General features: G+C 67.1%; 13 protein-coding genes. 3 read left to right on the forward strand and 10 right to left on the reverse strand.

What is annotated here, in order from left to right; genetic code table 11:
• From ABIB25_RS05545 to ABIB25_RS05560, 4 genes are read right to left on the reverse strand one after another with little or no spacing between them, the layout of a single operon-like run.
• The gene (locus tag ABIB25_RS05545) at window positions 1-1,473 is read right to left on the reverse strand and encodes a glycoside hydrolase family 3 protein (RefSeq protein WP_354527415.1); all 1,473 of its coding nucleotides are present in this window, start codon (window positions 1,471-1,473) and stop codon (window positions 1-3) included.
• Window positions 1,473-2,441: a carbohydrate ABC transporter permease gene (locus ABIB25_RS05550; protein ID WP_354527416.1), complete on the reverse strand. Its 969-nt coding sequence runs from the start codon at window positions 2,439-2,441 to the stop codon at window positions 1,473-1,475. The genes ABIB25_RS05545 and ABIB25_RS05550 overlap by 1 nt, the downstream gene beginning before the upstream one ends.
• Complete coding sequence (locus tag ABIB25_RS05555) at window positions 2,438-3,400, reverse strand: carbohydrate ABC transporter permease (protein ID WP_354527417.1); 963 nt, start codon at window positions 3,398-3,400, stop codon at window positions 2,438-2,440. The genes ABIB25_RS05550 and ABIB25_RS05555 overlap by 4 nt, the downstream gene beginning before the upstream one ends.
• An 11-nt stretch (window positions 3,401-3,411) precedes the next feature.
• On the reverse strand, window positions 3,412-4,857 hold the full coding sequence (locus ABIB25_RS05560; protein WP_354527418.1) for an extracellular solute-binding protein: 1,446 nt from the start codon (window positions 4,855-4,857) through the stop codon (window positions 3,412-3,414).
• A 162-nt stretch (window positions 4,858-5,019) separates the two neighbouring features.
• On the opposite strand from ABIB25_RS05560, the gene ABIB25_RS05565 reads away from it, so the two are divergent.
• On the forward strand, window positions 5,020-5,898 hold the full coding sequence (locus ABIB25_RS05565; protein ID WP_354527419.1) for an EamA family transporter: 879 nt from the start codon (window positions 5,020-5,022) through the stop codon (window positions 5,896-5,898).
• A 32-nt stretch (window positions 5,899-5,930) separates the two neighbouring features.
• Here the strand turns inward: ABIB25_RS05565 and ABIB25_RS05570 are convergent, their stop codons facing one another.
• The 5 genes from ABIB25_RS05570 to ABIB25_RS05590 all read right to left on the reverse strand — a co-directional run bounded on the left by ABIB25_RS05570 (window position 5,931) and on the right by ABIB25_RS05590 (window position 10,063).
• Window positions 5,931-6,476 carry a pyridoxamine 5'-phosphate oxidase family protein gene (locus ABIB25_RS05570; RefSeq protein ID WP_354527558.1) on the reverse strand — a complete coding sequence of 182 codons (546 nt, stop codon included), beginning with the start codon at window positions 6,474-6,476 and terminating at the stop codon, window positions 5,931-5,933.
• Window positions 6,477-6,543: 67 nt separating this feature from the next.
• Complete coding sequence (locus ABIB25_RS05575; RefSeq protein WP_354527420.1) at window positions 6,544-7,257, reverse strand: leucine-rich repeat domain-containing protein; 714 nt, start codon at window positions 7,255-7,257, stop codon at window positions 6,544-6,546.
• Between the two features lie 17 nt (window positions 7,258-7,274).
• Window positions 7,275-7,511 carry a hypothetical protein gene (locus ABIB25_RS05580; RefSeq protein ID WP_354527421.1) on the reverse strand — a complete coding sequence of 79 codons (237 nt, stop codon included), beginning with the start codon at window positions 7,509-7,511 and terminating at the stop codon, window positions 7,275-7,277.
• A gap of 210 nt (window positions 7,512-7,721) precedes the next feature.
• Window positions 7,722-8,732, reverse strand: a complete 1,011-nt coding sequence (locus tag ABIB25_RS05585; protein ID WP_354527422.1) for a hypothetical protein — start codon at window positions 8,730-8,732, stop codon at window positions 7,722-7,724.
• Window positions 8,733-8,827: 95 nt separating this feature from the next.
• The gene (locus tag ABIB25_RS05590) at window positions 8,828-10,063 is read right to left on the reverse strand and encodes a TadA family conjugal transfer-associated ATPase (RefSeq protein ID WP_354527423.1); all 1,236 of its coding nucleotides are present in this window, start codon (window positions 10,061-10,063) and stop codon (window positions 8,828-8,830) included.
• Window positions 10,064-10,429: 366 nt separating this feature from the next.
• Between ABIB25_RS05590 and ABIB25_RS05595 the strand changes: the two genes are divergently transcribed.
• Both ABIB25_RS05595 and ABIB25_RS05600 read left to right on the forward strand, forming a co-directional pair.
• Entirely contained in the window at window positions 10,430-11,263 is an 834-nt protein-coding gene (locus tag ABIB25_RS05595; protein WP_354527424.1) for an LLM class flavin-dependent oxidoreductase, read from the forward strand.
• 479 nt (window positions 11,264-11,742) lie between these two features.
• Window positions 11,743-12,171 (forward strand): hypothetical protein, encoded by a 429-nt coding sequence (locus ABIB25_RS05600; RefSeq protein ID WP_354527425.1) that lies wholly within the window; start codon window positions 11,743-11,745, stop codon window positions 12,169-12,171.
• 160 nt (window positions 12,172-12,331) lie between these two features.
• Here the strand turns inward: ABIB25_RS05600 and ABIB25_RS05605 are convergent, their stop codons facing one another.
• Window positions 12,332-12,973 carry a class I SAM-dependent methyltransferase gene (locus ABIB25_RS05605; protein WP_354527426.1) on the reverse strand — a complete coding sequence of 214 codons (642 nt, stop codon included), beginning with the start codon at window positions 12,971-12,973 and terminating at the stop codon, window positions 12,332-12,334.
• Window positions 12,974-13,110: the final 137 nt, after the last annotated feature.

Raw genomic sequence — 13,110 nt, forward strand, 5'->3', positions numbered from 1 at the left:
TCATCCTGAGGCCCGGCCCGTGAGGATCTCGACGACGGCCTCGGTGTTGGCGAGTCCGGATCCGAAGGAGGCGATGGCGGGGCCGTCGTCAGGACCGACGTCGCTGGTGCCCATCTCGATGAGCACCGCATCCGGCCGGATCGAACGGACGGTAGCGAGCACGTCGCCCATCCATCCGAATCGGTGACGGTCGTCGGTGACGACGAGAACCTGGGCCATACCGGACAGACCGTCCGGCACCGATCCAGTCCGGGTGACCACGTACTCGGTCGGCGCCAGCTCCGCCGGGATCGACGTCATCGGACCCCAGGGCACCGAACCGACCGCGATGTTGCGGGCTGCCTCGCACCGGACCACGACGACCCCGCGTTGCAGCCGCGGGAGCGGCCCCACGACGTGCAACGCACGGTGCGCGGCCCGGAGCGACAAGCGTCGGTCGGCGGCGGCGTCGACGGGTTCGGGGCTGGACGGACGCGCCGCCAACATCACGGCCCGGTCCGCCGCCTCGGCCAGCCGTGACTCGGCCAACCGTCCGGAACGGACGGCGTCGACCAGCGCGGCACCGATCAGGTCAAGCAACTCGGGGGAGGCGGGAGCACCGCCGAGACACAGCAGATCGGCCCCGGCCCCGATGGCCATGACTGCGCCCTCTGCCATGCCGTAGTGGGCGGCGATGGCGGCCATCTCCAACGCGTCGGTCACCACTGCGCCGGTGAAACCCATCTCCTCACGCAGGATCTCGGTCAGCCAGCGGCGGGAGACGCTGGCGGGCAGGCTGTCGACGGCTGGTACCAGCAGATGCCCCGGCATGATGGCCGCAGCACCGGCCTCGATCGCAGCGGCGAAGGGCAGCAGGGCACCCGACCGCATCGACTCCAGATCGGAATCGATGACGGCCGAGGCCAGGTGGGTGTCCACGTCGGTGTCGCCGTGGCCCGGGTAGTGCTTGGCGCAGGCCGCCACGCCGGCCGCCTGGTGACCGGCGACGAAGGCCGCGGTGTGCCGGGCGACGAGGACGGGATCGGTCCCGAAGGACCGGATTCCGATCACCGGGTTCATCCGGTCGACGATCACGTCGGCGCACGGCGCGAAGTTCAGCGTGATGCCGGCCTGGGCGACGAGACGCCCGACGGCACGGCCGATCTGCTGCGTCAACACCGTGTCGTCCGACCGGCCGAGGGCAGCCACCCCGGGAAAGCGTGAACCGGTGGCCGCGTCCAGCCGCGTCACCCCGCCGCCTTCCTCGTCGACCGAGACCACCACGTCCTCGCGTTCGGAACGGAGCGAATCGGTGAGGGCGCGGACCTGGGCCGGATCGTCGATGTTGCCGGCGAACAGGCAGACCCCACCAAGAGCTCCGGACACCCTGCGCCGCAACCAGTCCGGTGCGGTCAGACCGGAGAAGCCGGGCAGCAGCACGGCGGCGGCGAGGGCGGCGAGGGTCGGTTCGCGATGTTGGAGTGCGCTGCTCATCAGCCCTTCACCGCTCCGGCGGTGATGCCGGCTGCCACCTTGCGCTGGATGATCGCGAACAGCACGACGATCGGCAGGGCGACGATGGTCGAGGCCGCCATCAGGGCGCCCCAGTCGACACCCCTGGTGGTGATGAAGGTGTCGAGCCAGACGGTGATGGTCTGCTTGCTGTTCTGCTTGAGCAGCACATAGGCGAAGAGGTATTCGTTCCAGGCCTGGATGACGGCGAACACCGTGGTGGCCACCAGCCCCGGGGCGGCGAGCGGCAGGATGATCTTGCGGAACGCCTGACCGCGGGAGCAACCGTCGACCAGGGCCGCCTCCTCGAGGTCGACCGGTACCGCGGCGATGAAGCCGCGCAGCATCCAGACCGTGAACGGCAGCACGAAGGAAAGATATGCCAGGGTGAGACCGAAGGCGGAGTCGGTCAGCCCGTACTTGTTGAGCATCAGGTACATCGGGATGATCAGGCCCTCGATCGGCACCATCTGGATGGTGATGACCAGGATGACCAGGGCCTTGCGGCCGCGGAAGTTCATCCGCCCCAGCGCCAGTGCGGCCAGGAAGCCGATGACGAGCGAGGCGACAGCGGTGGCGCCGACCACCACCAGGCTGTTGACCAGGCTGCCGAGGAACCGCGGTTGGGCGAAGGCCCGCGTGTACGAATCGAAGGTGATCGGGCTCGGGAACCACTGCGGTACGACGCGTTGCAGGTTCACGCCGGTCTTGAACGAGCTGGTCACCATCCAGTAGACCGGGAAGATCATCACCAGCCCGACCAGGATCCCCAGGATGTTCCAGAGACTCTTGGTGATCCTGCGGCGGACATACCGGCGCCGGCGCACGGTGCCGGACCGACCTCCACCGGCGGGCACCTTCGCGGCCCGGTCCACGGCTGTGGCCCTGGTGCCGGCGGTATCGGTGCCAGACCTTTTCGGGCCAGAGGTGCTCGTGACGGAGGCGCTCATCGGGACCCTTCCTCGGCGGTACTGGCCAGGACGTGCCGAACCGCGAAGACCGAGAGTCCGCCCAGCAGCACCACGCTGACCAGCGAGATGGCCGCGCCGAAGCCGAAGTTCTTGTTCGAGAACGACTCCACGTACGACCAGATGCCGATGGTGTAGTAAGCGTCCTTGTTGGCACCGATGTCGCGCAGCAGCCAGATCTGGGCGAAAACCCGGTAGTCCCAGATGATCGACAACGTGGTGATGATCAGGAGCGTCGACCGGATGGCCGGCAGGGTCACCGCCGTGAATACCTTCCAGGCCCCGGCGCCGTCCAGTCGCGCCGCCTCGAGGTGATCGGTCGACACCGACACCAGCGCCGCGTGCAGGCTGATCACCACGAACGGCAACGCGCCCCAGACGACGATCGCGGTGATGACGGTCCACCCTGTCAGCGGCTCGCGGAACCAGTTGAAGTTCCGCGTCGGCAGCACGCCGACCTTGTTCAGTGCGTAGTTCAGGACGCCGAACCGCTGGTCGATCAGCCACCGCCAGATCGGCATGGCGATGATCGGCGGCATCGCCCAGACGGTGACGAGCGACAGCAGCAGGAATACCCGGACCGGGCCGGACACCTTGGCCAGCAGGTGCGCGAGGGCCAGCCCGAGGCCGACCGTCAGGCCGACGGCCACCGCGACGAACAGGACCGTCCGTCGCAGCGCCGACCAGAAGTCCGACGAGGACAGCACTTCCCCGTAGTGGGACAGCCCGACAAAGGTGGCCGGGCGCCCACCGATCAGCTGGTCGAGCCCGTAGGTCTGCAGCGAGACCACGACGAGCCGCATCAACGGCACCAGCAGCACCAGCAGCAGGACGACGACCAACGGGGCGACCATGGCGTACGGCGCCAGGGTCCGTGGCCGGTGCACCGGTGCGGGCGTTGCCTCCGGCGATGCCGGGGTGATCGGTGGGGCGATGCTCATCGGTGAATCCCTCAGCCGTTCAGCAGTTCGGTGATCTTGCCACTGGCGTCCTTGGTGGCGTCATCGACCGACCGCGCGCCGGAGAGGATGTCGTCGAACATGTTCTGCAGGACGTTGCCGTCCTCGACCTTGGACCAGTTCTTCGAGTTCGGCACGAACCGCCCGGTGGAGGCGGCCTTGACGACGACCGCGGCGACCGGGTCGCCGGCCTTGGGCTTGAACGACGTGGAGTTGGCGATGTAGCCCTTGCCGGCCAGCACTGCCTGGTACTTCTGGCCGGTCAACATCTTCGTGTAGGCCTTGGCCAGGTCGAGGTTGGCCGACTTCTTGCTGATCGCGATGTCGGAACCGCCGAGGAACTGCGGCATGACGGTGCCCGGCTTGGTGCCCGGCACGACGAACACGCCGACCTTGCCGGTGAATTTGGGATTGCCGGTCTTTGCGTCGGTCACGGCTCCTGGCTTCCAGGAGGCATCGATGAACATCGCGGCCTGGTCCTGCGCCATGACCAGCGCGTCGTTCGCCTCCGTCTGGCCGTTACCGCCACGAGAAGTGGCGTCCACGAATGCCTTCAGCCGGGTGAGCCCAGCTTTGGACGCTGCCGAGTCGAGAGTTCCGGTCCACTTGCCGTCGGTGCCCTGGGTGGCGATGTCCCCGCCCGCGTCCCAGACGAAGGACATGCCCTCGTACCAGTACTGGCTGGGGAAGTAGAGCCCCGAGTAGCTGTCCGGCTGCCCGACCATCAGCTTGACCGCCCCGGCCTGCAGCGCGTCGAGGGAGTCGAAGGGTGGTGTGACACCGGCCTTCTGGGCCAGGTCGGTGCGGTAGATGCCGACGCGGACCCCGGCATAGTAGGGGATCGCGACCAGCTTGCCGTCGTACGTGGCGGACTGCTTCAGGCCGCCGAGCCAGGTCGAGGCGTTGTCGAAGTCGGCGGCGTCCAGCTCGGCCAGCGCGCCGGCCCCGGCGAACTGCGCCACCTGGGTGTTGCCCAGTTCCAGGACGTCAGGCCCGGCGCCGGAGGCGTCGGCCAGCCCGGTCGCGACCTTGGTCGAGTAGTCGGTCCAGGTCTGCTCCTGCAGATCGACGGTGACACCCGGGTGGGCGGCGCTGAACTCGGCGTTGAGAGCGACGATGTTGATGTCCTTGAGGGTGTCGCCCTGCATCCAGACGTGCAGCGTGGTCGGCTTCACCGGGGGTGCGGCCGACGTGCTGCTCTCCGTTGCCGCGGACGAGGCCCCGGAGGAAGTACTGCCGGCCGGTGCCGGTGCGCTGCTCGCGACCGGAGGTGCGCTGCTCGCTGCCGATCCGGCACTGGTGGGCGTCGGGCCGGAGGTCGCGGGCGTCGAGCCCGCACTTCCGGCGGCCGTACTACTCGAACCACAGGCTGTGGCGGTCATCAGGGCGACCGCGGTGAGTGCGGCCACCAATCTCCGAGCCGGACGCGCTGCAGACATCGGTTTCTCCTTCGACGGTCCGGGAGTGGGCCCGGACCGCGGTTGCGGCAAATGGTTAGGGAAGTTTCCCTATCTAATGGCAGACCGGTCGCGTCGTCAAGGGTGCGTTCAGGTGACGGCCACCGAAAAGCCGTCGGCGGCCGACGGGCCATACTGGCTCCCGTGCCAGGCGGAGTCGTTGCTGTCGTGCTCGCGGCCGCCGTGCTGCACGTCCTGTGGAACACCTTGGTGAAGCTGTCGCCGGACGGCTACCTGGCCACCGTGCTGATTGCCGGTGGTGGCGCGGTGTTCTGTGCCACCACCGTGCCCTTCCTGCCGCCGATCGCCGGCTCCGCGTGGATCAACGTCGCGGGATCCGTGGTGGCGCAGACGATCTACTACCCACTGGTCGCGGCCGCCTATCGCGCCGGCGACATGGGCCAGACGTATCCGTTGATGCGGGGGACAGCCCCACTACTGGTTGCGGTGGTCAGTGGTCCGATCATCGGAGAGCACCTCGCCGGCACCGAGTGGATCGGGGTCGCCCTGATCTGCTGTGGCATCTGGGGTATCGGTCTCGGCGGACGGACCCGTCGGTCCGATCGACCGGCCGGGACCGTCGGCGGCAGGCAGTTCCGGATTCGCCGGGCCACCGCTCTGGCGTTGATCAATGCAGTGGTGATCGCGACCTACACCCTGATCGACGGAGCCGGGGCGCGGGCATCGGGGGCTCCTGCGACCTACACCGCCTGGATCTTCCTGTTCACCGCGCTGCCGATGGTCGCCTGGACGGTGATCCGCAGGCGCGGTGAACTGGTGGCCACGGTCCGCAGCCGGTGGTGGGTCGGAGCAGTCGGCGGCGCGGCCAACGTCGGTGCCTACGGGCTGGTGCTCTGGGCCATGACGAAGGCGCCCGTCGCCGCCGTCGCCGCGCTCCGGGAGACCTCGATCCTGTTCGCCACCGCCACCGCAATCCTCATCCTCAAGGAGAAGGCCGACATCTACCGGATCGGCGCGGCCTTCGTCATCGCCGCTGGGGCGATCGTGCTGCGCCTGGCCTGAAGAGGATTTCGACCGGAGCGAGGGCGAGTCGTTCAGACGAGTCCGGGCAAGCCGTCCAGGCTGGCGGAGTTCTTCTGGCGGCGGTAGTCCGCCAGGCCGTCCTCGCCCTTCTTGGCGTTGGAGAGGTCGAGTACGTCCCGGTCCTGGACGAACTCCATCTTGGGCACGGCGTAACCGCACGAGTCCGAGACCCTTTGCACCGTCACCACGATGATCGAACGCACTCCCGGATGCTCGGAGAACTCGCCCATCAGTTCGGCGAAGTCCGGGTCACCGGGCAGCAGGACCTCGCCGGTGCCGTGCAGTCGCACGATGTTGGGGCGGCCGTCGAATGCGGTGAACATGAGGACGATCCGGCCGTTCTGGCGCAGGTGGGCGATCGTTTCCACGCCGCTGCCGGTCAGATCCAGATACGCGACGCGGTGCTCGTCGAGCACCGCGAACGTGCCGGCCATGCCCTTGGGCGAGATGTTGATGAGCCCGTCGGTGGCCAACGGCGCAGTCCCGACGACGAACATCGGCTGGGCCGTCATCCAGGCGGCGAGCTTGGCATCGATTCCTTCGTAGACCTTTCCCACGTGCACCAGGTTACCGAGGCTGTCCAGTTCGTCGGCGGGGCCCGTCAGGACGCGCCGGGGCAACGAATCAGACGTGGACCAGGCATCCTCTCTGTCGCAAAGTCCGGACCGTCGGGTCGTCGTCGCTGACCCGGTTCCAACGCAGGTCGAGTTTGTCCAGAACGCGCAGCTCCAGCAGAACTGCCGGCACGGTGTCGATCGCGTTCTGCCGGAGGTCGAGGCTGCGGAGCTGTCCCAGTCCGGCGAGATGGGCGGGAATCTCCGTCAGCCGGTTGTCCCGTAGGTCCAGATGCCGCAGATCGGCGAGAGAGCCGACGGCTGCAGGGATGTCGGTGATCAGGTTGGACCGCAGGTGGAGTTCGCGCAGCCCGCTCAGATGCCCCGTGGTGCCGGGCAGATCGGTGAGGCCACACGATTCGGCGCGGAGTTCGGCCAATGATCCGAGATCACCGACCGCATCAGGCAATTCGAGCAACGGGTTGCCGTTGACGTTGAGGTACAGCAGTTCCGAGAGCCGCCCGAGGCGGTCTGGTAGCAGGGTGACCAGCTGATTCCCGTGCAGGTAGAGGTACTCGAGTTCGCAGCAGTCGGCGAGCGCCGATGGAAGACCGGTGAGCCGGTTTCCCGCCAGGTCCAGCGCCGTCAGGTGGGTCAGAGTGCCGATGCTGTCAGGGATCTCGGTCAGCTGGTTGTCGTACGCGTAGAGATGCGTGGTCGCCGTGGTGGTGGGGGACCACGACGACAGGGATTGCCGGCTGACGTCCGTGACGATGCGGTCCACGGGGTCAGCCTGGCACGTCAGCTCCGGCTGGCGATGGCCTGGGCCACCGAGAAGCATTCGGCGAGCTCGCCGTTGGTGGGGTTGTTGGCGCAGCGACGCTCGTAGGCCATCATCACGACGCGCGGTACCCAGTCGTGCGCGGTGGGGGTGTTGCCGTTGATCTGCAGCATCGAGTCGATCTCGGCTCGGACCCTGCGCTCGGCAAGAGCTTTCAGGGAGTTGTCCGACGACTTCTGCTTCGTGCTGATGCTCATCTTCGTGTCCCTGTCGTATTCCAGTGGCCCCGGTAGGGCGATCCGCTTCTGGCGCAGTGCGCAGCTGAACCGGTAGCGAACGCTTCCCCTGCGCTTCGTTGCCGCAAAGAGTTTAACCTTGCGAAGCACCGATCCATTCCGATGCATGGACTTGGGCCCTGTCCGCCTGGTCACACCCGACCGGCCGATCGCGCACGAGCGGGTTGTGGCTCAGAGGCAGTTGCCGCTGCCGTCCACGGGCGTCCGAGGGTCGTAGGCCCGGTCGTCGGTGGGCAGTGTCGCCGACGGGACTGGCGCGCGCGAGGGGTCGTCGACACGCGGAAGACCCATCAGACCTTGATCCGCATACTCGCAGTCGAGGTTCGACTGGAAGCCCTCGATGTCCTCGATGAAGACCTTGTCGCGCAGTTTCGTGTCTGTGGGATAAAGATTCAGCGTCATGTGGTCGTGCCGGAGTGAGATCGTGTCGCCGGGGGTGGGGACACCCGCATACGGGACCAGCGGGTAGGCCCAGACCAGGTTGGTGGTGACCTGCAGGATGGGGTGGCCGGCCGCGTCGTGCTGGTAGGTGTACGTGACCGTGCCGTTGACCCGGATCGGAGCCGCCAAGCGGTTGCCCGGTGCCAGCAGGGTCGGACGCAGGATCGAATCCGCGCCGGTGATCTTCAACCCGGGCCGGCGGAGCTCCTCCGGGACCACCAGTGCAGTGAGCAGGGTGACCTGGTGGTTGATGACGACCCGCGGATCGGCCCGGGTCAGCAGGATGTACCGATGGGCCAGGTCCAGGGCGGGGGCGACCTGCACTTTGCTGAAGGGCCCCGACTTGGCGGCCGGCGGCATGATGACGCCGCGATCAGCGGAAAGCCATGTCTGGGCAGGGGTTCCGGCGAACGGGTCCGCCGTTGTCGGTTGTCCGCCGGCCGATGGCACCTGCCCGGTGGACGGAGAACTGACATTCGCGTCGGCGAGACCGAGAGAGGGGTCGTTGTTGCCCGGGCCGTCGGTTCCCCACGGCTTGACGATGACGGCGTAGGCGACGATCACCACGGCGATGCCGATCCACAGATGCACTGCGCGAAACTGTCGTCGTCGCGGTGCTCGTGGCGCCCGCCGGGAGACCCGCCGCCGTCGTTCGGCCTGACGGAACTCCTTCTCGATCGCAGCCACCCGCCTGGCCCAATCCGGGTCGTCGATCACCGGCATGCTCGGATCGTCGTCCATCTCGCCCCCATGATCAGGTCTGCTGCCGCCCACGCCATTGTGGGGGACGAGGGCCATCGGTGGTGAATGTGGACGCCCGGCCCCCGATCCCGATCTCAATCCTGCCGTTTCCAGTTGAGGAGGGCCGGTAGATCGATGCCATGGCGCAGGAAGCGGTCGGGATGTGGGGGATAGCCGTCGGCGCGGACCAGTTCATTGCCCCGGCTGGTGAAGACGTCGGCCACTTCGACGACTCCGTTCTCGACCCGGCCGGGGAGCGCCACGATCTCCCGGACGCGGCGGTGGCCGCTCGGTTCGATGCCGACCTGCACGACCAGGTCGATCGAGGTGGCGACGGTCGGTACCACGAAGGCGGCGGTGACGTTCTCGCCGGCCAGGAGCGGGAGGGTGCACAGTTTGATCACGGCCTCCCGAGCGGAGTTGGCGTGCACGCTGCACATCCCCGGCAACCCGGAGTTCAAGGCGATGAGCAGATCGAGAGACTCCTCCTGACGGACCTCCCCGACGATCATCCGCGATGGCCGCATCCGCAGTGCCTCCTTGATGAGGCGGCGCAGCCGGATCTCGCCGTGGCCCTCGAGGTTCGGCTGCCTGGTCTGCATGGCGACGATGTCCGGGAGATTCGGCCGTAGCTCGAACACCTCCTCGCAGGTGATCACCCGCTCGCGGGGCGGTATGGAGTTGATGAGGGTATTGAGCAGAGTGGTCTTCCCGGCCTGCGTCCCGCCCGCCACGATGATGTTCAATCCGGCGACGACGGACGCTTCCAGGAACCGTGCGGCGTGGGCCGTCATCGATCCGCGGGCGACCAGGTCCTCGAGGCCGTTGGCGGCGACGACGAACTTGCGGATGTTGAGCGAGAGGTGTTCGCGGGTGATGTCCGGGATGACGGCGTGCAGCCGTGACCCGTCGGGGAGCAGCGCATCGACGAACGGGGACGACAGATCCAGGCGCCGGCCGGACGGTTTGAGCATCCGTTCCACCAGGTCACGAACCTCGCCGGGAGCGAGGACCGTGGTGGTCAGCTCCGAAACGCCGTTGCGGGCGACGAAGACCTTGCCGGGTTGGTTGACCCAGATCTCCTCGATCTCGCGGTCGTCGAGGAAGCGTTGCAGCGGGCCGAAGCCGGCCAGCGCGTCGAAGACGAAACGGGCGGTGCCTGGACGGTCGATCAGGGTGGGGAGCGAGGAGGTGGGCACCCGCTCCTCGTAGTGCGCGATGACCTCTTCGATGAGGGCTCGGGTGGCGCGGTGCTGGGTGATCGGGTCGACGCCGCGGCGGCGGATCAGCTCTCGGACCTCGTCGTGGATGTGTTCGGTCGCGGTCGCCATCGGTGTACCCCCTCGGTTGAGCTGACGGTAACCCGATTGGCCGCACGCGGGCCAGGGTTGTCCACATCCGGTCCCGCCGATGCGCAGGAGCTTCGGGTTCGGGAAGGTGGTCGGCCCGGAGAAGTGCCGAGGTTGGGTGAGGGAGCGCGCCGACGACCGCAGTCGCGGCCGTCGTCCATCCTTGGCGTTGCGAGAAGGCCGGAGCGGGGCAGGCGTGGTGGATCCGCGGAATGCGCGTCCGGGCCTGCCACTGGTGTCGGCGTGCTCCGTCCACACTGGCGACGTGTAGTTGTCGGATCCGCTCGGGCCTGTTCGTGGTGATGGAGCCGGGCGCAACGCTCGGGCGACAACGAGAGGACAATGACGATGGCCGACCATGAGGCGCCCGGCGGGACGAGACCATTTCGATTCGGGGTTGTCGCCCCTATCAGGACTGATCTGGCGGCGTGGCGAGATCAGGTGCGCAGTATCGCCGACAGCGGTTACTCGACGCTGCTGATGCCCGACGTTCAGCAGTGGCAGCCGGCGCCGGGACCGACGCTGGCTGTCGCTGCGACTCTCGCCGCCGACCTGCGGGTGGGTACCTGGGTATACGCCTCTCCGCTGCGCCCGCCCTGGAGCCTGGCGTGGGAAGCGCACTCGCTGTCGCTGCTGACCGAAGGTCGCTTCGAGATGGGCATCGGCACCGGCAGACCCGGGATCGAAGACGAACTGCGCCAGTTGGGCCTCCCGGTGGTGACACCAGGCGAGCGGTTGTCTCAGGTGCGTGACGCTGTCACCTTGCTCAGAGACCTCGACGGTCCGGACTTTCACACACCGGTAGTGATGGCTGTGCATGGTCCGAGGGCCCGCGCGGTGGCGGTCGACCTTGCGGACACCGTCACGTTCGCTGGGATGCCGGGGAATTCTCGGGCCAAGATCATGCAGATGGCGGCCGATTTCCGCGCTATCCGCGACGTCGAACTCGCGCTTCATGTGTCGGTGGTCGGTGACACCGTGTCCCCGTTCATGGCACCACCCGATACGGACCCTGCCGCGCTGCGAGCGGCGGACTCGCTATTGGCACTTCCAAGTGACCCGACGGCGGCCATCGATGAAGTCCTGAGACGACGGGAGGAGGGCGGCTTCTCCTACTTCGTCGTCGGCGCCAACGCCGCTGCTGCGCTCGCTCCTGTCGTCGCCGAGCTGACCGGACACTGAACCGCAGAAGGTATGGCCGGTATCGGCGGGTGGGCGGGTGGGTTTTCAGCGCTACGCGCCGTTGGCAATCGCGGCTGTGGGATCCAAGTGGCAGGTTGGTCAGCCGCGGGCGGAGGCGGAATGCGTTGACTCTTTCGGCGTCCGTACTCGGCAGAGCCAACCATCGCCGACAACGGCCATCGTTCCAAATTCAATTTTGAAGGCGGAGATGCTGGTCATCGGAGGCGGTGAAGGAAATGAACCGGCTGTTCACCGCCTGGGCGGAGGTTGCAGGTCCACGCGTACCGATAGCAGAACCGCTAGCGGGCTATTTTTCCGGCACCGCCGATTTTCCGGCACCGCCGATTTGGCGTTGAAGAATCTTCTGGGCACCGGGAAGACCAAACCCGGCTGGTCAGGCCGGAGTAAAACGAGTCGCCCGGACCTTGGCCCGGCCGGTCATCTTTCGCTGGCTGCCGTTGTGATACGGACTGGTAAGATTGATCGTCATGACGTACCTGTGTTCACTGCCCTACTGGCGGAAAAGCTGGTGGAACCCCTTCACCTGCCGTCCGGTCGTGATGATGCTGGAAGGCCAGCGGCTACGCGCTTGGGACAAGAATGAGGCACTCCTGTTCGACACTTCTGTCACAGAGGTTCAGGCACACCTGTCCAGGTTGAAGACCCTCGTCCTACATGTGAACGGTCAGAAATGGGTCTTCTATGGCCGCGGCTCCGGGTCGTCACCTGGCCCGACGCCAGGCCAGCGTGATGCGGTCGAGCGGTTCCTCCACGACCACTCGGAGGAACCGCTACCGCTGAACGCGGGGGGACCCGGCTTGGCCGATCTGATATTCAACGAATCCGCTGGTTGGCACATGCGGTTGTGGAACCAGGTGCTCCTGGAAGCCGGCGCTTCCAGGACGTGAACTCGCTCGGAATCCGGACCGCCGCCGCGGCGATCGAATCCTGACTTCGGGGGGGTCGATCCCTCACCCCGATCAGCAGGTGCCCCGCCGATCCGTGATTGTCCACCACCTCGTGGACCACGTTCAGTTCTTGGCTCGACCCCGTCGCCAGCCGAGCAGGTCAGCGGCGGCGGCAGACGACTGCGTAGAGGGGATCGCCGCGGTAGTTGCCGCTGGGTGTGCGCAGGGTGATCTCGGCAGGGGTGAATCCGCCGGCGAGCCGCAGGTACTCACCGATGATGGCGCCGTGGGCGGCATCATCGGTGGCCAGCCAGCCTCGGATCGCCTTGGACGGGAAGCACCGGTTGGAAAATGTGATGGCGATCGCCGCGCCGGGTCGCATGACCCGGGCGGCCTCGGCCAATACTTCCACCGGATGGATCAGGTAGTCCACCGACACACAGCACAGCACTGCGTCCACCGACCGGTCGGCCAGCGGAAGTCGCGGATCCAAGTTGAGGTCCTGCACGATTCGTTCGGTGGCCATCGGGTTGGCGTCCAGCTCGACCTGGTTCAGGCCCAGCACGATCAGCTCGGCCGGGGCGCTCACCAGATGTGAGGTCCAGGACGACATGAGATCCAGGACCCGGTGGGGTTGGGCTGCATCGCCGTCCACACCCAGTTCTGCGTACAGAGCCGCCACGGCAGCGATGGCTCGGTCGTCGATATGGGTGACCAGCCGCGGGACGGAATAGAACTCGCCGTCCGGTGAGGGGTCGGCTCGATCGAAAAACCCGGCAAACTCGTCGATGGGGGTGCTCACATCTTCCAGAATGCCCGACGCGAACCTGAGCAACCGCCGCAGCCAGGTCACACAATCTCGACACCTGAAGCGGTGATGAGCCGGCGCTTGACCGATCCGTGACCGGTCACGGATCCGGTTGGGACGGGCAACCACGG

Source organism: Nakamurella sp. UYEF19 (assembly GCF_040546275.1).
GTDB lineage: Bacteria > Actinomycetota > Actinomycetes > Mycobacteriales > Nakamurellaceae > Nakamurella.